At 72.7% G+C, this 18,988-nt stretch carries 15 protein-coding genes; 10 read left to right on the top strand and 5 right to left on the bottom strand.

Going from position 1 to position 18,988, the window contains the following annotated elements; all coding sequences use genetic code 11:
* Positions 1-90: 90 nt before the first annotated feature.
* Together ACFQ79_RS13530 and ACFQ79_RS13525 are read right to left on the bottom strand one after the other, a co-directional pair.
* Entirely contained in the window at positions 91-1,764 is a 1,674-nt protein-coding gene (locus ACFQ79_RS13530; protein WP_383582435.1) for a glycoside hydrolase family 13 protein, read from the bottom strand.
* 188 nt (positions 1,765-1,952) lie between these two features.
* The gene (locus ACFQ79_RS13525; protein ID WP_383582432.1) at positions 1,953-3,224 is read right to left on the bottom strand and encodes an ABC transporter substrate-binding protein; all 1,272 of its coding nucleotides are present in this window, start codon (positions 3,222-3,224) and stop codon (positions 1,953-1,955) included.
* A 162-nt stretch (positions 3,225-3,386) separates the two neighbouring features.
* Between ACFQ79_RS13525 and ACFQ79_RS13520 the strand changes: the two genes are divergently transcribed.
* The 3 genes from ACFQ79_RS13520 to ACFQ79_RS13510 are packed head-to-tail and all read left to right on the top strand — an operon-like array spanning position 3,387 to position 7,002.
* Positions 3,387-3,893, top strand: coding sequence for a PadR family transcriptional regulator (locus ACFQ79_RS13520; RefSeq protein ID WP_383582429.1), 507 nt, complete (start codon positions 3,387-3,389; stop codon positions 3,891-3,893).
* Positions 3,890-4,657, top strand: a complete 768-nt coding sequence (locus tag ACFQ79_RS13515) for an ABC transporter ATP-binding protein (RefSeq protein WP_383582426.1) — start codon at positions 3,890-3,892, stop codon at positions 4,655-4,657. Before ACFQ79_RS13520 ends, ACFQ79_RS13515 begins: the two co-directional genes overlap by 4 nt.
* Positions 4,658-4,668: 11 nt before the next feature.
* Positions 4,669-7,002, top strand: a complete 2,334-nt coding sequence (locus tag ACFQ79_RS13510) for an FtsX-like permease family protein (protein ID WP_383582423.1) — start codon at positions 4,669-4,671, stop codon at positions 7,000-7,002.
* Positions 7,003-7,437: 435 nt separating this feature from the next.
* On the opposite strand, the gene ACFQ79_RS13505 is transcribed toward ACFQ79_RS13510, so the two are convergent.
* Positions 7,438-8,871, bottom strand: coding sequence for a sensor histidine kinase (locus ACFQ79_RS13505; RefSeq protein WP_383582420.1), 1,434 nt, complete (start codon positions 8,869-8,871; stop codon positions 7,438-7,440).
* Positions 8,868-9,557, bottom strand: a complete 690-nt coding sequence (locus tag ACFQ79_RS13500) for a response regulator transcription factor (RefSeq protein ID WP_383582417.1) — start codon at positions 9,555-9,557, stop codon at positions 8,868-8,870. Before ACFQ79_RS13500 ends, ACFQ79_RS13505 begins: the two co-directional genes overlap by 4 nt.
* Before the next feature lie 258 nt (positions 9,558-9,815).
* On the opposite strand from ACFQ79_RS13500, the gene ACFQ79_RS13495 reads away from it, so the two are divergent.
* The 3 genes from ACFQ79_RS13495 to ACFQ79_RS13485 are packed head-to-tail and all read left to right on the top strand — an operon-like array spanning position 9,816 to position 12,461.
* Positions 9,816-11,186 (top strand): ferric reductase-like transmembrane domain-containing protein, encoded by a 1,371-nt coding sequence (locus ACFQ79_RS13495; protein ID WP_383582414.1) that lies wholly within the window; start codon positions 9,816-9,818, stop codon positions 11,184-11,186.
* A gap of 32 nt (positions 11,187-11,218) precedes the next feature.
* Positions 11,219-11,716, top strand: coding sequence for an FMN-binding protein (locus ACFQ79_RS13490; protein ID WP_383582411.1), 498 nt, complete (start codon positions 11,219-11,221; stop codon positions 11,714-11,716).
* 1 nt (position 11,717) lies between these two features.
* Positions 11,718-12,461: an FAD:protein FMN transferase gene (locus ACFQ79_RS13485; protein WP_383582409.1), complete on the top strand. Its 744-nt coding sequence runs from the start codon at positions 11,718-11,720 to the stop codon at positions 12,459-12,461.
* A gap of 14 nt (positions 12,462-12,475) precedes the next feature.
* Here ACFQ79_RS13485 and ACFQ79_RS13480 read toward each other — a convergent pair whose 3' ends face one another.
* Complete coding sequence (locus ACFQ79_RS13480; RefSeq protein ID WP_383582406.1) at positions 12,476-13,369, bottom strand: LysR family transcriptional regulator; 894 nt, start codon at positions 13,367-13,369, stop codon at positions 12,476-12,478.
* Positions 13,370-13,568: 199 nt separating this feature from the next.
* Between ACFQ79_RS13480 and ACFQ79_RS13475 the strand changes: the two genes are divergently transcribed.
* From ACFQ79_RS13475 to ACFQ79_RS13460, 4 genes are all read left to right on the top strand, one after another.
* Positions 13,569-14,828, top strand: a complete 1,260-nt coding sequence (locus tag ACFQ79_RS13475) for an FAD-dependent monooxygenase (protein ID WP_383582403.1) — start codon at positions 13,569-13,571, stop codon at positions 14,826-14,828.
* Positions 14,829-14,894: 66 nt separating this feature from the next.
* Entirely contained in the window at positions 14,895-17,159 is a 2,265-nt protein-coding gene (locus ACFQ79_RS13470) for an ATP-binding protein (RefSeq protein ID WP_383582401.1), read from the top strand.
* Positions 17,160-17,322: 163 nt separating this feature from the next.
* Positions 17,323-18,021, top strand: coding sequence for an alpha/beta fold hydrolase (locus ACFQ79_RS13465; RefSeq protein ID WP_383582398.1), 699 nt, complete (start codon positions 17,323-17,325; stop codon positions 18,019-18,021).
* A gap of 92 nt (positions 18,022-18,113) precedes the next feature.
* The gene (locus ACFQ79_RS13460) at positions 18,114-18,959 is read left to right on the top strand and encodes an alpha/beta fold hydrolase (protein WP_383582396.1); all 846 of its coding nucleotides are present in this window, start codon (positions 18,114-18,116) and stop codon (positions 18,957-18,959) included.
* Positions 18,960-18,988: the final 29 nt, after the last annotated feature.

Genomic DNA, 18,988 nt, shown 5'->3' with positions numbered 1-18,988 from the left:
ACGGAATGGAGCGGGACGGAACGGGGCGGGACGGGGAGAGACGGGGCGGGACGGAGTAGGACGGAATGGAGCGGGACGGAACGGGGCGGGTCAGGTGTCGGGGGTGTCGGTGGACCACCAGGCGGCGGTCGCCCCGGGGAGTTCACCGGCTGGGCAGGGTCCGCTGGCCAGCAGCGGCGCACCGGGCACCGGGGCGGGGACGGTCTCGGAGCCGAAGTTCACGGCGCAGACCAGGCCGTCGCCACGGGCCATGGCGAGCACCTGGGGTGGCGCCTCCAGCCAGCGCAACGCCCCTTCTCCCAACTGGGGCAATTCGCGCCGCAGTTGGAGTCCCTCGCGGTAGAGGTGCCAGAACGACCGGGTGTCGGCGAGGGCGCGGTCGGTGGCGTACTCGGCGAACCACTCCGGCTGCGGCAGCCAGGTGCGCACGCCGGCCGCGCCGTCGCTGAACCCGAAGGGCGACGCCTGGCCCGACCAGGGAAGGGGGACGCGGCAGCCGTCCCGGATCCTGGCGCGGCTTCCCGTGCGGCGGAAGATGGGGTCCGTCAGCACGTCGTCGGGCAGGTCGAGCACCTCGGGCAGCCCGAGTTCCTCACCCTGGTAGACGTAGGCGGCGCCCGGGAGCGCCAGCATGAGGAGCGCCGCCGCGCGGGCGCGCGCGGCGCCGACGTGCTCGGCACCGGGGCCACCCGCGTACCGGGTGACGGTGCGGACCTGGTCGTGGTTGTTGAGGACCCAGGTGACCGTGGATCCCGTGCCGGCGATGTCGCGGAGGGCCTCGTCGATGACGGCCCGGAAGGCGGCGGCGTCCCAGGGGGCGCTGAGCAGATCGAAGAAGAACGCCTGGTGCAGTTCGTCCGGCCTTACGTACAGGGCGTGTTCACGTGCGCTCGGGACCGACACCTCGCCCACGAGCAGCCGTTCGATGCCGTCGGATGCCGTGTACTCCTCGCACACGGCGCGCCAGCGACGCCACACGTCGTGGACCTCGGGCTGGTTCCAGGCCAGTGGATTGACCGAGTCGCGGGTGCGCTCGTCCGCCGTCGGATCGTCCGAGTCGGGGAGGTCGGGGTGCTTGTGGAGGCCGGCGGCGACGTCGATGCGGAATCCGTCCACTCCGCGGTCCAGCCAGAAACGCAGCACCTGCTCGAAGTGCTCGCCCACGCGCGGGTCGCGCCAGTTGAGGTCCGGCTGTTCGGGTGTGAAGAGGTGGAGGTACCACTCGCCGGGGGTGCCGTCCGGTTCCGTGACCCGGGTCCAGGCGGGACCGCCGAACATCGCGTGCCAGTTGTTCGGCGGCTCGTCCCCGTCCGGGCCTCGGCCCGGGGCGAAGTGGAACCGTGACCGGGCGCGGCTTCCGGGTCCGGCGGCCAGGGCCTCACGGAACCACCGGTGCTCGGTCGAGCAGTGGTTGGGAACGATGTCGATCAGCAGCTTGAGCCCGAGCCGATGGGCCTGCGTCACCAGGCGTTCGAACTCGGCGAGGTCGCCGTACACGGGGTCGACGTTCTGGTAGTCCGCGACGTCGTAGCCGTGATCGTGCTGCGGGGAGGGATAGAACGGGCTCAGCCAGATGCCGTCGACGCCCAGCTTCCTCAGGTAGGGAAGGCCGGCGCGGACGCCGGCGAGGTCTCCGACGCCGTCCCCGGTGCTGTCGAGGAAGCTGCGGACGTAGACCTGGTAGATCACCGCGTCCCGCCACCAGGGGGTGGTGGCGTGGGCGCCGGAAGAGCGGCCGGCATGGGCCGTAAGAGTGCTGAGCATCTCGCGTCGACCTGTCTGCAGTGAAGGCGAGAGCACCCGAACGGGAGCCTCTGCTATGCATTCATGTTAAGTAGCCATGACGGCGTGATGTCAACGAGGCTGCAGAACTTGCTTGCGGAGATGCCCGATTGGGCAGACAGGACGAGCGCAGGGGAAGGCTCAGGAACCTCGCAGCGTTCAGGAACCCCTCAAGAACCGCTGGAGACGGCGCCCAGCTCGCGCGTCAGCCGCCGCACGGCTTCCTCAGGTGTGTCGCGGAGCCCCAGCACGTCCTGGCCGATCGCCTGGACGACCAGGCTCACCTGGTCGTACCGCGCGCTCTTGGGACGAGGCACGGCCGCGAGCACGCTCTCCCGGAGGATCGGGAGATAGGGGTGGGACGCGACGAGGGACGGGTCGTCGTAGAGCGAGGCCCTCACCGGCGGCAGAGCGCCCCGCGTCAGGACCCGGCGCTGCACCGGCTCGCTCGTCAGGTACGCGATGAAGTCGGCAGCCGTGTCGGCGTTCCTCGAACGGGCGGACACGGCGAGGTTCGATCCGCCGAGCACGCTCGTGCCCGGCCCGTCGAGACCGGGCAGCGGCACGGCGCCGAAGCGTCCCGCGACCTTCGATCCCGGGCCGTTGGCGTCCGTGTAGACGTACGGCCAGTTCCGCAGGAAGAGGAGACGCCCCTCCTCGAAGGCGGCACGGGACTCCTCCTCCTTGTACCGCAGGGCCTCCGGGGGTATCCAGCCCTCGCGCAGCCCGTCCGCGAGGAACGCGAGGCCCGCCCGCGCCGCGTCCGAGTCGACCGCGACCGTCGTGCCGTCGTCACGCAGGACGGTGCCGCCCGCGGACTGGATCGCCTCGGTGACGTTCACGGTCAGCCCCTCGTAGGGGAGGAACTGGCCCGCGTACCCCTCGAGGCCGTGCCGGGGAGCGAGCGTGCGCGCCTGGCGGGCCAGCTCGGCCCAGGTCCTCGGCGGCTTCTCGCCGGCCGCGTCCAGGACGTCCTTGCGGTAGTAGAGCAGCCCCGCGTTGGTCACGTACGGGACGGCGTACAGCCTCCCGTCGAACGTGGCCGTGTCGACCACGGGGCGCAGAAAGGCGTCGAGTGCGAAGCGGTCGCGCTCCAGGGGGCTGATCAGACCCGCCGCGGCGAACTCCGAGGTCCAGGCCACGTCGAGGTTGAGCACGTCGAACCGGCTGCTGCCGGAGCGCAGTTCGCTGAGCATCTGCGCCCGGGTCTCGTCGGCCGAGTCCGGCAGCTCGACGAGGGTGACCCGCTCGTCCGGATGCCCGCTGTTCCACTCGTCGACCAGCGGAGACAGGTAGCGGGTGAGGTCTCCCGCCGTGACGAAGGTCAGCGGTCCCCGGCCCTCTGCCGAGGGCTCCGCGGGACCCTGCGCGACGCCGGAGTACCCGGCCAGCACGATCGCCGCCGCGAGAACGCCCCTCCTCACGGCCCGTATCCACCGCATAGGTTCCTCCTGGACGTGGTCCCGGACGCGACGTGGACCATCGTGGCATAGGTCGAGCCCGGGGAATCGGCGATACTGGACCGCCGGATGACAGCGCCGTCACCTGGTCATACGGTCTCAGGTCCGGCATCGGGTTCCGGAACGACACAGAAGGGGGAGCGTGTGCGGCAGCAGCTGCTGGCACTCCTCACCCGGGGCCCAGCCCACGGTTACGAGCTCAAGCAGGGCCTTGAACAACTCCTCGGCTCCGCATACCCTCAGCCGAACGTCGGCCAGGTCTACGTGACGCTCGGGCGGCTGGAGAAGAGCGGTCTCATCGAGGGTGAGGATGTCGAACAGTCCGGTCGCCCCAACAAGCGGACGTACCGGTTGACGGAAGCGGGGCGGGAAGCCGTCTCCGCGTGGTTCGAGGAGACCGCCGACGAGCCGAGGGTGCGCGACGAGTTCTTCATGAAACTCGCGCTGGCCCCGTTGTCGGGACTCGCCGATCCGATCACCCTGATCAACAAGCAGCGGCGCCAGCACCTGAACACCATGCGCACCCTCTCCAGGCTCGCCGCTTCGGAGGACCGTGGCAACAAGATCGCCCAGCTCCTGATCGAGGGTGCCATGCTGCACCTGCAGGCCGACCTCGACTGGCTGGAGCGTTGTCAGGAGGAGCTGGAATGACGGAAGGTCCCACCGCGGCGCCCCCACAGGACACGATCGTGCATGCCGAGGGTCTGACGAAGACCCACCACGGCGACAGCGCGCCAGTCCAGGCGGTACGAGGTGTGGACCTGACCGTGCGGCCGGGTGAGTTCGTCGCGATCACCGGCCCGTCCGGAGCGGGAAAGTCGACCCTGCTTCACCTCGTGGGCGGTCTCGAGCGGCCGGACAGCGGACACCTGTGGCTGGGCGGGGAGAAGGTCGACGGGTACTCGGAGGCCCGCTGGGCGATGCTGCGCCGCCGCCACATCGGCATCGTCTTCCAGTTCTTCAACCTGGTCTCCAACCTCACCGTCGCCGACAACATCGAACTGCCGGCGCTCCTCGCCGGGGCCTCACCCCGGTCGGCCCGGCGGAGCAGGGCGGAACTCCTCCAGGAACTCGGCCTGGAGGGCAGGGACCGCTCGATGCCGGGAGAGCTCTCCGGGGGCGAGCAACAGCGGGTCGCGCTCGCCCGCGCCCTGGTCAACGACCCGGCGTTGCTGCTCGCCGACGAGCCCGCGGGAAGCCTCGACAGCAAAGGGACCCGCGATGTCGCACGGTTGCTCTCGCGCTTCCACCGGCGGGGCCAGAGCATCCTCATGGTCACCCACGACGCCCGCATGGCCAGTGCCGCGGACCGGGTCATCAGCTTCTTCGACGGACGGACGGCCGACGACGCGGCCCTCGGCGACGGCGGCACCGCACGTCCGGGAGTGTCCGGCGTGCTCGAACTGCGAGACTGAGGCGGTACGTCGTGCGGGCCATTCTGCGGTGGGCTCACTCCGACCTGCGCGCCCATCGGGGCGAGGCGCTGTTCGCCGTGCTGGCCAGTGCCGGGGTGATCGCCTCGTTGCTGCTGTCCGCGGCACTGCTCAGCTACGCCGTCAACCCCTGGCAGCGGGTGTTCAACCAGTCCCAGGGCGCGCACATCTGGCTTCACACCCGCGGTGATCCCGACCCGTCCTCGCTCGCCTCGCTCGCCTCCCTGGACGAGGTCGCCGCGCTCTCGGGCCCCTTCCGGACGGTCGACGCCACCGTCGAGGTGGCCGGCGCGCGGGCGCCGGTCGTCCTGCGGGGCACGGCGCCCCAACCTTCCGCGGTGGCCCGCCCCCTCGTCACCGAGGGACGGTGGCTGACGGCGGGGACCACCGGTGGCCGGCAGGGCGAGATCGTGCTGGAGAGCACCCTCGCCCGGGCGCTGTGGGCCGATCCCGGCGAGACCGTGACGGTCGCCGGCGAGGACGGCGCACCGTTGTCCCTGCGGATCGTGGGGATCGCGGAGAGCGCAGAACCCCTCTACCGGGCCGGCCAAGGGTCGGGCGTCGCCTGGGTGCCGCCCGGGGAACTGGACCACGTGGCCTCGGCCGGCGCGGGACAGAGCGTCGGCCTGCGGCTCGAGGACCCGGACGACACGGACTACGTCGTCCAGCGAGCCGTGACACTGCTCGGCGCCCCACGGGTCGACCGGGTGACGAACTGGCAGGAGGCCAAGGCCGACAGAGGCGGCGACGACCGGCTGCTCGGGCAGATGTTCGCGGCCTTCGGCCTGGCCGCCCTCTTCGCGGCCGCGGTCGCCGTCTCCGGCGCGGTCAGGGCACGCGTACGGGGCCAGCTGAAGGACATCGCGGTGCTGAAGGCCATCGGCTTCACCCCCGGCCAGGTGACCCTGGGGTTCCTCGTCCAGCACCTGGGCTTCGCGATCCTCGGCGCGGGGCTCGCCACGGCGGCCACCCTGACGCTCGGGCGGTGGATACCCGGCAGGATCGGGGAGGCGGTGGTCCTGTGGCCGGAGATGCCCGGGCACCGGGCGATCGTGGCCGGACTGCCCGGCGCCGCGGTCCTTCTCATCGGCACCGCCACCGGGCTCGCCGCCTGGCGGGCCGGCCGGGTGCCGCCCGTCCCCACCGCCAGGGCGGCGCTCCTCACCGCCGCCCCGATCACCCTCCTGGGCCGCCGTGCCATCGCGCTGCGACTGTCACCCGCGCTGGTTCTCGGCTGGCGCTCCGCGTTCTCCGGCCGCGGCCGTGACCTGTGGTCGATCACCAGGCTCGCTCTCCCCATCGCCCTGATGACCGTGGCCCTCGTCGCCTGGTCGACCCTCGAGCAGTTCCGCAGCGACCCCGCCCAGATGGGCCGCGCCGCCGCCCTGACCGTACGCGCCGAGCAGCCGGGCCCGGGGGACGACCCGGCGCTCGAACGGGTCCTGACCTCGGTCCCCGGCGTCGAAGACGCCTTCCCCGGCGCGGAGTTCGTCGCCCTCGTCCCCGGCCAGACCGGGACGATCACCCTACGGGGACTGGGCAGCCGGAACCGGCCGTACCCACACACCGTCGTCGAGGGCCGGGCGCCGACCGGCCCGGACGAGGCGGTCGCCGGGCAGGGACTCCTCGACCTCCTGGGCGTACGGGTCGGGGAGTGGGTCCGCATGACCGTCGAGGGCCGCCCGCGGATCCTGCACATCGTGGGCCGCAGCGTCGAACCCGACCAGGGCGGCCGGGTGATCTCCACCTCGCTCGACAGCCTCAGGGACGACGCCCCGGCACTGAGCGCGCGTTTCCACGCACTCGTCCTCCGGCCGGGGGCCGACCCGAGGGGGGTGGCGGCCGCCGTCTCCGGGTCGACCACCGAAGCCCTGGAGGTCCGTGAGACTCCCACCCCCGCGGACCGGCTGGACACCCCGCGCGGAGTCATCGCGGCGCTCATCGCCGTCCTCGCCTTCATCGCCCTCGTCGAACTGCTCACCCTGATCAGCGCGGGTGTACGCGCCCGGATGCGCGACCTCCTGGCCCTCCGGGCCATCGGTCTCACCCCCCGCCAGATCGGCTCGGTGACCGTCACGGCGGCGGCCCTCACGACGCTGGTCTCCGCCCTCCTGGGCACCGGAGCCGGAGCGGCGCTCGGCCGGTGGCTCGTCGACGAGGAGGGCCGATCCAGCGGCATCGGCGCGGGCATCGCGCACGTGCCCTCGCCGCTGGTCCTGGCGATCCTGATCGCCACGGCGACCGCGGTCGGCGCGGTGGCCGCGCTGGCACCCGCCGTGAAGACCGCACGTCGCCGCCTCATCGACTCGGCGAGCGAGACGTTCTAGCGGGGGGTGTCTCGAGCGACAGGCCCCCCGATGCGTGGACGGTGATGGTGTCGGCTCCCCCTCTCACCGTTCTCGCGCATTCGAGGCCGCGTTCCGCGAGGTGCGGACCGGGCCTGCGGATGCGGGGACGCCCCGCGCGTTCCCGTGCCGACATCGCGAGCCGTCTACTTACCTGTTAGGTAGAGAGGATCCCGCAGAGGCAACTCTTCACGACGAAGCGGCCGCCGTGGTGTGCGGTCGTGCAGAACCAGGAGCCGTTCGGGCAACAGGGGCCGCACAGGGTGGCGCGGGTGCGACACCGACGACAAGCTCGGGCACCAGGACCAGCGCCCGCACGGACCGGGCCGCCGGCCGCCGGCCGCTGGGCCAGGCCGGGCACCCTGATCCGCCGGACAGGCCCCGGCGACCACGAGACACCTGAGCGACGAGGCACCCCTAGGGCTCCACGCGCGGAAGCTCCAGGGCGAAGGCGGTGGCGCCCGGTTCGCTGCGCAGGGTCAAGGTGCCGCCGTGCGCCGCGACCAGGGAGCGGGCCACCGCGAGGCCGAGGCCGCTGCCGCCGTTCTCGCGGCTACGGGCCTTGTCCACCCGGTAGAAGCGGTCGAAGATCCGGCGCTGGTCGGCGTCCGTGATGCCGGGCCCCGCGTCGGCCACGACCACCCGGGCGGCCTCCGGCGTCCCGCCCACCATGACGGACACGCGTGTCCCGGCGGGCGTGTGGACGGCCGCGTTGGTGAGCAGGTTGTCGAGCACCTGGCGGATGCGGACGGGGTCGAGGCTCAGGGGCAGCGGCCGGGACCCGGCGTCCACGGTGAGCGGGTGGCCGGGATGGGCGGCGCGGAAGGCGTCGGCGGCCTGCCGGGCGAGGTCCGCCAGATCGCACGGTTCCAGGCGCAGCGGAGCGTCCACCTCGGCGGCGTCGAGCCGGGCGAGCAGCAGCAGGTCGTCGAGGAGGACGCCCATGCGGGCGGCTTCGGACCGCAGCCGGGCGAGGTGTCTGTCGCGCTCCCCGGGGACGTTGGCGGCGGCGTACTGGAACAGGTCGGCGTAGCCGCGTACCGACATCAGCGGGGTGCGCAGTTCGTGCGAGGCGTCGGCGACGAAGCGGCGCAGCCGCTGCTCGGCCTCGGCGCGCACGGCCAGGGAGTCGTCGATGTGCTCCAGCATCGTGTTGAAGGCGGTGCGCAGCTCCTCGACCTCGGGTCCGCCGCCGGACCGGTCGGCGCGCAGCGGCAGTCGGGCCGCCGATTCGGTGAGGTCGTGCGAGGCGATGCCGTGGGCGGTGCGCGCCATGTCGCTGAGCGGTTTCAGGCCGCGTCGCAGCAGGATCCGCCCGAAGACGACGAGGGCGAGCAGGGCGACCGTGAACGCGATCACCTGGACCGTGATCAGCTGGTCCACCGTGTCCTCGATCTCCGCCATCGGGGCGGCACTGACCAGGACGACCCCGGGCACGACCTCGCAGGCCCGCAGCCGGTAGGCGCCCTTCCCCGCGATCTGCGCGGTGCTCGTCACGTCGCCGGCGGAGTCGGCGCGCGCCTGGGCGAGGGCGGTGAACCCCGCGGTGTCGTCCGGCACGTCGGCGGGCCGGCGCAGGGCCGCCGTACCGTCGCGGACGTCGTACACCGCCGTGTACCACCCGTAGTACGGCTGCCGTTTGACCGTGCCGTGCTGGGCGGCGTCCTTGGCCTGGATGTTCTGTACGAGCTTCAGCTGGGCGACCTGCTGGTGTCCGAGGTAGTCGCGCATGTACGTGGTCAGGGCCGTACCGAGGACGGCGAAGGCCACGAGCGACAGCACGCCGAGGCCGAGCGCGAGCCGGGTTCCGAGGCGGAGCCTGCCGTACGTGTCGCGCATCCGCGCGCTCATGGGCCGGCCTCCCTGACCACGTAGCCGAAGCCGCGGACGGTGTGGATCAGCGGGGTGCCGGTGGCGTCGAGTTTGCGGCGCAGCCGGCTGACGACCAGCTCGACGACGTTCGAGCGGCCGCCGAAGCCGTACTCCCACACGTGGTCGAGGATCTGCGCCTTGGTGAGCACGGTCGGGGACTTGCGCATGAGGTAGCGCAGCACCTCGTACTCGGTCGGTGTGAGTGTCAAACGGTCCTCTCCGCGCCGTACTTCCCGCGTGTCCTCGTCCATCGTCAGATCGGAGACGCGCAGGATGGACCGCTCGAAGCCCGGCCCCGCGCTGCGCCGCAGCACGGTGCGCAGCCGTGCCATCAGCTCCTCCACGGCGAAGGGCTTGACCAGGTAGTCGTCACCACCGCGGGTCAGCCCCGCGACCCGGTCGGCGACGGTGTCGCGCGCGGTGAGGAACACCACGGGGACCATCGTCCCGGCCGCGCGCAGCCCGTCGAGCACGCCGAAGCCGTCGATGTCGGGCAGCATCAGGTCCAGGACGACGATGTCCGGGTGGAAATCGGCGGCCAGCCGCAGTGCCTCCCGCCCCGAGTTGGCCGTGACGGCGTCCCAGCCCTCGTAGCGGGCGACCGTCGCGACGAGGTCGGCGATCGGGGGGTCGTCGTCCACCACCAGCACGCGTATCTTCTCCACCCGCCCATCTTGCGGCACGCGCGCGGCGGCGCGGCCCCCGCTGATCAGGGCCGGGGCACTTCGATACGGAGTTGAAAGTCTCCTGACAGGGGATCGACAGGTCCCGGCGGTCAAGCTCTCTCCATCGACTCGGTCAGCCGATCAGCTCGGCCCGCTCGATCAGCTCGGTCCGCTCGATCAGCTCGGTCCGCTCGATCAGCTCCGTCCGCGTGATCTACGCGATCCACTTGATCCACTCGTTTCAGGAGGTTCCGGCCCGTGACCGCTGCTGTCCCCGCGACATCCGCGCCGCCGTCCCCGACGCCGGCCCCGCCCGCTCCCCCTTCGGCGCTGCGCCCCCGGGTGGTGGCCCGGGCCGGCCTGTACGTCCTGCTCGCCGCGAACGCGGCGATCGTCGGGTACTTCTTCTCCCAGGCCGGCTTCGCCTCCAACGCGCTGATCGTCCTCGGCCGCCTCTTCGGCCTCTACGGCGCCCTGTTCATGGCCTTCCAACTGCTGCTCGTCGCCCGGCTGCCGTGGTTCGACCGCCGCATCGGCATGGACCGGCTCACCGCCTGGCACCGCGTCACCGGCTTCGGGCTGCTGTGGACGCTCGTCGGCCACGGCGTCTTCATCACCTTCGGCTACGCCCAGTCCTCCTCGCTCGGCCCGGTCGACCAGCTGATCGACCTGGCCGAGACCACCGAGGGCGTCCTGCGGGCGGTCGTCGCGATGGTCCTCATCCTGGTCGTCGGAGGGGCCTCGGCCCGCTGGGCGCGGCGCCGACTCGCGTACGAGACCTGGCACTTCATCCATCTCTACACCTATGTCGCGGTGGTCCTCGCCTTCACCCACCAGGTCGCCGCGGGCACCACGTTCACCACGTCGCCGGCCGCCACCGCGTACTGGTACGGCCTGTGGGTCTGCGCGCTCGGCGCGGTGTTCGCCGGCCGCGTCGCGCTCCCCCTCCGACGGAACCTGCGGCACCGGCTGCGGGTGTCGGCGGTCGTGCCCGAGTCCGAGCACGTCGTCTCCGTCTATCTGACGGGCCGCGATCTGGACCGGCTCCCCGCCCGCGCGGGCCAGTTCTTCCTGTGGCGGTTCCTGACGAAGGACCGCTGGTGGCAGGCGAACCCGTACTCCCTGTCGGCCGCTCCCGACGGCACCCACCTGAGGCTGACGGTGAAGGCGTCCGGCGCGGGGTCCGCGGCGCTGCGCCGTCTGGAGCCGGGGACCCGGGTCTTCGCCGAAGGCCCCTACGGCGCCTTCACCACGCTGCACCGGACCCGCCCGAACACCCTGCTGATCGCCGGCGGCGTCGGCATCACCCCGATCCGCGCACTCCTGGAGGAGCTGCCCGGCCATGCCGTGCTCGTCTACCGCGTCTCCGCCGCACAGGACGCGGTCCTCTACGGCGAACTGCGGGAGCTCGCCGCCGCCAAGGGCGCGTCGCTGCATCTGATCAGCGGACCGCCGGCGCCCGACCCGCTGGCGCCGGACGCGCTGTCCGCGCTCGTCCCCGATCTCGTCGAACGCGACGTCTACGTCTGCGGCCCGCCCGGCATGACCGGTGCCGTGCTGCGCGGCCTGCGCACGCTCGGCGTCCCCGAGCGGCAGGTCCACTTCGAACGCTTCAGCCTGGCCGGCTGAGCCTGATCACTGCAGACAAGGAGGATCCTCACGTGAAACGTGCGCTGCCCGCCCTGGTCCTGTCCGTCGCGGCCCTGATCCCGATCTGGCGGTACACACCGTCGATCGGTTCGTCCGCCCAGGCACCGCCGAGCGGGGCGGAGGCACTCTCCCCGCCCGCGCCCCCGTCGAACTCGGCCGCTCCGCCGGCGGGCTCGGCGGGCTCGTCCGCACCGCCGGAATCGTCGCCCGGATCATCCGCCCCGCCGACGACCGCCGCTTCCGGTCCGCAGGTGATAGCCGGGTCGACGGTCCCGACCGAGAAGGGTGACGTCCAGGTCGAGGTGACCCTCACCGCGGGCCGGATCACCGCGGTCCGGGCCCTCAAGGCGCCCCCGCACCCGCAGACCGCGGCGGCCCTCCCGAAGCTGGTCGAGGCGACCCTCGAGGCGCAGAGCGCCGACATCGACGCGGTGACGGGGGCGACCGTCACCAGCGACGGCTACCGGGAGTCCCTCCAGGCGGCCCTCGACCTGAAGAGCGGCGCCTGAGGTGAACCGGGTCGAGCACGTCATGGGCCTGCCGGTCTCCCTCCGCGTCGACGACGCGCACGTCCCCGAGGGCGCTGCGGACGCGGTCTTCGCCTGGCTGCGCGAAGTCGACGCGCGGTTCAGTCCGTTCAAGCCGGACAGCGAGGTGTCCCGCCTGGGCAGGGGCGAACTGGCCACCGCCGATGTCAGCCCCGACCTCGCCCATGTCCTGGAGCTGTGTGAGCAGTACCGCAGAGCGAGTGGCGGCGCCTTCGACGTACGGCTGCCGGGCCGGGGGCTCGATCCCTGCGCGGTCGTGAAGGGCTGGTCGGTGCAGCGGGCAGCGGAGCTGCTGAGGGCGGCCGGGGTGCGGCGGTTCTGCCTGAACGCCGGAGGCGACGTCGTCGTGGGCGGCGGCCCCTGGAGGGTGGGTGTTCGCCATCCCGAGGACGCCGGCCGGGTCTGCGCGGTCCTGGAGCTCACCGACGCGGCGGTCGCCACCTCCGGAGCCTACGAGCGGGGCGCCCACATCCTCGACGCCCGGACCGGCCTTCCCGCCACCGGGCTGCTCTCCCTCACGGTCGTCGCGCCGACGCTCACGGCGGCGGACGCGACGGCGACGGCGGCGTTCGCGCTGGGCGCGGAGGGTGTCGCGTGGGCGGCCGGGCGGCCGCACTGCGAGGTGTTCGCCGTCGACGCGGCCCGCAGGGTCCTGCGCACGGCGGGGCTGCCCGCGGCGCGCACCCCCGTGGGCGACGCCGCCTGATCGAGGTGGCGGCGTCACGCGCCCGGTCGGTGGGACAGCTCCGTCCACAGGTCGAGGAAGGCCCGCAACGGCGCGCTCTGCCGGGTGCCCACGCGCCAGACGAACACCTTCCGCAACCGGATGGCGGGCTCGAGCGGCACGACGACGAACCGCGGGTCGGCGGCGAGAACCGGACTCGCGTGGGAGGTCAGGGCGACACCGATCCCCTCGGCGACCAGCGCGACCTGGAGGGCGACGTCGTTCGTCGCGTACGCGATGTCCAACCGCAGCGACTGCTCGGCGAAGGCCTCCCGGATGTACGCGTGCACTCCGCTCTCGGGGCTGTAGCTGATGACCGGGTTCCGGACCGCCTCGTCGAGCGTCATCGGACGGTCCGCGGCACGGCTTCCGGCGGGAAGGACCGCGACGATACGGTCCTCCAGGAGCACCCGTGACGCCACGCCGGCGGGCTCGCCGTCCGGCGGTCCCGCGACGACGGCCGCGTCGATCTCCCCGGCACGCACCTTCGCGAGGAGAGACGGGCTCGACGCCCCGAGGAGTGTCACCGCGACCCTCGGGTACCGTCGGTGGTACTCCCCGAGCAGCCGGGGAACGATGGTGCCCTCCAGCCCTCCTACGGTCCCCAACGCGAACGAGCCGCTGAGCAGACCGGAACGGTCGGCGAACTCCCTGACGGCCGACGCGGCCGCCGCCAGACAGGCGCGGGCGTGCGGCAGCAGGGCCGTGCCGCCGGAGGTGAGAACCACCTGCCGGGGCAGCCGTTCGAACAGCGGCTCGCCCAACTCCTTCTCCAGGGCCTGGATCTGCTGACTGATCGCGGGCTGCACGACATGACATCGGGCCGCCGCCCTGGTGAACGACCGCTCCTCCGCCACCGCGACGAAATACTCAAGTGTACGGAGCTCCATGACCGCCAAAATATCAACTCCGGCGGTGTAAGCCCGAATTGTGTGAACCACGGTCGGAACCGAGCCGGACCGGGGAGGGAGCACCGGTGCGATCAGTGAGCGTGACCGCTGCCATCACCGCTGTGTATTGGACGTGCGCGGCCGATGTCCCGAGGCTGGTCACAGACGGTCGGCCACGGCGAAGGGTGAAGACAGACGCATGCGAGTGACCGTGGTCGGCGGAGGCATCGCCGGACTGACCTGCGCCCTGAGCCTGCACGCCGCGGGCTTCGAGCCACTGGTGTGCGAAGCGGCGCGGACGGTCGAGGCGATCGGGGTGGGGATCAACCTCCTGCCGCACGCCGTCCGGGAGCTCTCCGAGCTCGGGCTCGACGGCGAGCTGGCCACCGCCGGGTTGCCCCCGCGACGACTGAGCTACCACGACCGGACGGGTGGGGTGGTCTGGGAGGAGCCGCTGGGCCGGACGGCCGGCTACCGCTGGCCGCAGTACTCCGTCCACCGAGGACGGCTGCAGGTGCTGCTGCTCGCTGCCGTACGGGAGCGCCTGGGCCCGGACTCGGTCCGCACCGGCCTGCTGTTCCGGCGGTTCGAGGAGACCCCGGGCGGCGTCCGCGCCCATTTCCTGGACCGGTCGAGCGGGCTGCCGGTGGCCGAGGACGCCGACGTGCTGGTTGGCGCCGACGGCATCGACTCCGCGGTCCGCGCCCAGCTCCACCCGGACGAGACCGCCCCGCGGTGGAACGGCGTCCACATGTGGCGTGGCCTCGCGCCCCACCCGCACGTCCTCGACGGCCGTTCGATCGTGGTGGCCGGGGGCACCCCCGGCGAGAAGTTCGTGGCCTACCCCATCGAGGATGCCGCGGCCGCCGGCGGCGAAGCCCTGCTGAACTGGGTCCTCGAGGTTCGGCACGGACCGCAGGCCCCGCTCCCCTCCGGCACCGGCGGCCGTCGCGTCACGGCGGCGGAGGCCCGCGCCGGGCTGTCGTCCTGGAACCTGCCGTGGATCGCCCCCGGGACGCTCGCCGAACGCTCCCCGGCGATCTTCGAGTATCCGATGCTGGACCGCGATCCCCTGCCGCGGTGGAGCTTCGGGCGGGTCACCCTGCTCGGCGACGCCGCACACCCGATGTTCCCCATGGGCATGAACGGCGGATCGCAGTCCGTCGTCGACACCCGCGTGCTGGCCTGGTGCCTGGCCCGGGACAACGACCCCGTGGCCGCGCTCCGCCGCTACGACCGGATGCGCCGACCGACCGTCAACGCGGTGGTGCTGGCCAACCGGACCCTCGGACCGGAGGAGATCCTCGCGCGAGCCGAGGCCCATGGCGGGGCGCTGCCCGCCGGGCAGGCCGAGGCGATCGCGACCGGTTACCGGAAGCTGGCCGGGGCCACCGTGGCCCAGGTCAACACCCACCCGTCCTGGACGGTCCCGCGCCGGGCCCCGGACCCGGCGCGCTGAGAGCCGCATCCGTCCGTGCACGGTCTCCGGCCCGTGCTTTCACTGCTGATCGGGGAGAGTGACTGTATGGAGGGAACGGGCCGACCCGGCTTCGGGGAGGTGCTGCGTGGTCACCGCCGCGCGGCACACCTGACGTTGGAGCAGCTGGCCGAGGTCTCGGGTGTCAGCGCACGGACGCTGTCGGACATGGAGCGGGGACGGAGCAAGGGACCCCAGGCCCGTACCGTCACGGCTCTGGCGGATGCGCTGAAGCTGGACGACAGCGACCGAGAGCGGCTGAGCGACCTGGCGCGCGACGGCCGGCTGCGGGATCACTGGGGGCGGGGCGGTCTGTGCGAACTGCCCCGGATCGTGGAGGACTTCACGGGTCGGGCCGAGGAACTGATCTGGCTGAGCGAGCTCGTGTACGCCGAGAGTTCGCCGGGTGTCGGCGTGGTCGGGCTCATCACCGGCTCCGCCGGCCTGGGGAAGACCACCTTCGCCGTCCGTGCCGCCCATACGGTGCGGCCGAGCTTCCCCGACGGGGTCCTGTTCCTCGATCTGTTCGGCATGTCCCAGCGGCCGGTGACCGCCGGCGACGCGCTGCGCCAACTGCTGCGCGCGCTCGGTGTCGCCGACCGGCAGGTCCCGGCCGACCTCCAGGAACGCGCCTCCCTGTACCGGTCGTCGCTGCGGGACAAGCGCGTGCTGGTGGTCCTCGACAACGCCGCGTCGGAGGAACAGGTGCGGCCGCTGCTGCCGGGAGGCGGGACGATGAGGGCACTCATCACCACGCGGCGGTTGCTGGCCGGCCTGGAAGGCGTCCGCAGACTCGTCCTGGGCCCCCTGCAGGTGCCGGAGTCCACGGAGCTGCTGACCGGGATCTTCGGCGAACGCTCCGCACACGACGAGGTGTCGACGCTCACCCGGCTCGCCGAGCTGTGCGGCGGGCTGCCCCTGGCGCTGCGGATCATCGGGAACCGGCTGCTGAGCCGGCCCGACTGGGACGCCGCCCAACTCGCCGCCAGGCTGGCGGACGAGGGGCGACGGCTCGAGCAGTTCAAGGCAGGCGACCTCAAGATCGCCACCGCGTTCGGGCTGTCGTACGAGCAGCTCGCGGACTCCGCACGCCAGGTGTTCCGTAGCCTCGCCGTGGTGCCCGGCCGGGACTTCGACGCCGCTCTGACGGCCGTCGCGGGCGGGACGCCGATCACGGACGCCTGGGACGCACTCGACGAGCTCGTCGACCTCGGCCTGCTGCAGGACAGCAGCGGCGGCCGGTACCGCTTCCACGACCTCGTCCGCCTCTTCGCCCGCGACCGGCTCCTGAAGGAGGAGTCCGAGACCGGGCGGCGGGCACTGGCCGAACGGGTGACGACGTGGCTGCTGCGGATGGCAACGCTGTCCGGGCGGTGGTTCGAGCCCGGTTACGGCCGTCCCGACCGGCCCGATCCGCAGCTCCCCGTCCCGTCCTCCGCGGAGGAGGCCGACGCGTGGCTGCGGGTGAACGTGGACAACTGGCTGGGCGCGATGCGGGCCGCGGCGGCGACCGGCCGGCACTCCCCCGTCCTCGACTGCGCGGAGTCGATGCACTGGTTCTCCGACCGGTGGCTCCACAGCCCGCACTGGCAGGAGGTCTTCACCATGGGTGCGGAGGCCGCCGCCGCCCTCGGGGACCCGGCGCAGCAGGCCACCCAGCTGAACTATCTGGCCTGGGTCCACTCGGTGCCGCCCGGTGACCCGGAGGCCGTACTCCGGTACGCGACCGAGGCGCGGGAACTGGCCACCCGGTGCGATGCCACGGCGCAGATAGCCTGGGCCCACGAGTACACCGCCGATGCGCTGCTCATGCTCGGCCGGCACGACGAGGCCGTCGTCTCGTCCTCGCGGGCAGCGGAGATCTTCCAGGCCATCGGCGACATCGACTCGTACGTGCAGAGCAACGCCGCCATCACCAGATGTCTCTACGGCGACGGGCGCTACGCCGAGGCCCTGGAGCGCTACCTCGACCTGCTCGCCGTGCTGGACGACCCCGGGTCGGGCATGACGCCGAGCGTCGTCGTGCACAGTCGGCCCCTGGCTCTGCTGCGCATCGGGTCCTGTCTCCGGCACCTCGGCCGTCGTACGGAGGCGATCACCGCGCTGGTCGAGGGGATCGAGCTGGTGGACAGGCTCCGGGCCTCGGACTACCGGCAGGCGGACGCCCTGGAAACGCTGGCCTCCCTGCTGGCCGACGAGGGGCGGACCGACGAGAGCCACCGTGCCTACGGTCGGGCGGCACAGGTCTTCGCGTCGATCGGCGACACCGAGGCGAGCAGCCGCTGCCGGGCCTCGGTGACGGCCACGACCTGACACCCGGCGTCCGGAGCCGGGGCCCGGGGCGCCCGGGGGCCGGGGCCCGGGGCCCGGTCCTGCCAACTCTGCATGCTGCTCTGCGTGTTCACCGCCCGCCCGGACGACTTGGATGGAGGTGCCGGGCGGGCATCGGGCCCGTCCCTCCAGAGCGGAGACGCCCATGGCAACCATCAGGAACGTCGTGCTCGTACACGGTGGCTTCGTGGACGGGTCGGGATGGCAGGCGGTCTACGACCACCTGACCGCCGACGGCTACCGGGTCGCCGTCGTCCAGAACCCGACCGAGTCGCTGGCCGGTGACGTCGCCGCCACCCACCAGGTCCTCGACCGCCTCGACGGCCCGGCCGTGCTGGTCGGCCACTCCTACGGCGGCGTCGTCATCACCGAGGCCGGCAACCACCCGGGCGTCGCCGCACTCGCCTACATCGCCGCCTTCGCGCCGGACAAGGGCGAGTCGGTCGGATCCCTGATCGCCGACCCGCCGCCCGGTGCGCCGGTCCCGCCGATCCTGCCGCCCACGGCCGGCCGGCTGCTCCTGGACCGGGACAGGTTCGCCGCCTCCTTCGCCGCCGACGTCCCCGAGGCCACGGCCGCGTTCATGGCCGACTCCCAGGTCCCCTGGGGCGTCGACGCCCTCGAAGGGGCGGTCTCCACACCGGCCTGGCAGACCAAGCCGTCGTGGTACCTGGTCGCCACCGACGACCGCATGATCCCGCCGGCCGCCCAGCGCGCCATGTCCGAACGCGCCGGCGCGACCGTCACCGAGACCCCCGGCAGCCACGCCGTCTACGTCTCCCGCCCGGCGGTCGTGGCCGCCGTCATCACGCAGGCCGCGCACGGCGTCGGCACCCACTCCTAGGGACAGCCTTCGGTCGCTTCCGCGACCGCGTTCCCGATCCGGCACCCGTGACCGGACACGACACCGCGCCCCGACCACCCCTGGGAGTCCCCATGGAACCTGACCTGACCCGCCGTAGAGTCCTCGCCGGCACCGCCGCCGCGGCCGGCACGGCAGCACTGCTGGGACCGCTGTCCTCGGCGGCCTCCGCCGCCGCCCCCGTCGCCCCCGCCGAGGCCGGGACCAAGCCGACCGTCGTGCTGGTGCACGGCGGATTCGCCGACGCCTCCTGCTGGAACGGCGTCATCGAGCGCCTCCAGCACGCCGGCTACCCGACCATCGCACCCGCCAACCCGCTGCGCAGTCTGCCCACCGACGCCGCCTACATCGCCAGCGTGCTTCGCTCGATCAGCGGCCCGGTGGTCCTGGTCGGCCACTCCTACGGCGGCGCCACCATCACCAACGCCGCCGCCGGTGCCGCCAACGTCAAGGCCCTCGTGTACGTCGCCGCCTTCGTCCCCGACAAGGACGAGCAGCTGAGCGTACTGATCAACAGATACCCCGGCAGCATCATCGAGGCCGCGACCCGGGGCGTCCCCTACGACGCCCCCGACGGCACCACGGGTGTCGACCTGTATCTGGAGGCCGACAGGTTCCGGGCCGCGTTCGCAGCCGACCTGCCGATCGCCACCACCCGGCTCATGCAGGCCACCCAACGCCCCTTCAGCGCCGCCTGCTTCACGGACCGCACGGCCTCCGTGGCCTGGCGCAGCGTCCCCTCCTGGGCACTGGTCGCCGACGCCGACAAGGCCATTCCGCCCGCCCTGCAGCGCTTCTTCTACGACCGGGCGCGTGCCCGCCAGGTCGTCGAGGCGCGGGGGGCGTCCCACGTCGCCATGATCAGCCATCCCCGCACCACGACCCGCCTCATCGAGGCCGCCGCCCGGGCGACCTGCTGACCCTCTCCCCGCCCGCCCCGGCCCGCACC

Source organism: Streptomyces sp. NPDC056480, from assembly GCF_042795405.1.
Lineage (GTDB): Bacteria > Actinomycetota > Actinomycetes > Streptomycetales > Streptomycetaceae > Streptomyces.
Note: the sequence above shows the minus strand (reverse complement) of the source record. Positions and strands in the feature narration are given on the sequence as shown.

Excerpts from the sequence above, each read along its gene's own strand:
- ACFQ79_RS13530 (WP_383582435.1), bottom strand. The coding sequence starts at position 1,764 with ATGCTCAGCACTCTTACGGCCCATGCCGGCCGCTCTTCCGGCGCCCAC.
- ACFQ79_RS13525 (WP_383582432.1), bottom strand. The coding sequence starts at position 3,224 with ATGCGGTGGATACGGGCCGTGAGGAGGGGCGTTCTCGCGGCGGCGATC.
- ACFQ79_RS13515 (WP_383582426.1), top strand. The coding sequence starts at position 3,890 with ATGACGGAAGGTCCCACCGCGGCGCCCCCACAGGACACGATCGTGCAT.
- ACFQ79_RS13505 (WP_383582420.1), bottom strand. The coding sequence starts at position 8,871 with ATGAGCGCGCGGATGCGCGACACGTACGGCAGGCTCCGCCTCGGAACC.
- ACFQ79_RS13480 (WP_383582406.1), bottom strand. The coding sequence starts at position 13,369 with ATGGAGCTCCGTACACTTGAGTATTTCGTCGCGGTGGCGGAGGAGCGG.
- ACFQ79_RS13475 (WP_383582403.1), top strand. The coding sequence starts at position 13,569 with ATGCGAGTGACCGTGGTCGGCGGAGGCATCGCCGGACTGACCTGCGCC.
- ACFQ79_RS13470 (WP_383582401.1), top strand. The coding sequence starts at position 14,895 with ATGGAGGGAACGGGCCGACCCGGCTTCGGGGAGGTGCTGCGTGGTCAC.
- ACFQ79_RS13465 (WP_383582398.1), top strand. The coding sequence starts at position 17,323 with ATGGCAACCATCAGGAACGTCGTGCTCGTACACGGTGGCTTCGTGGAC.
- ACFQ79_RS13460 (WP_383582396.1), top strand. The coding sequence starts at position 18,114 with ATGGAACCTGACCTGACCCGCCGTAGAGTCCTCGCCGGCACCGCCGCC.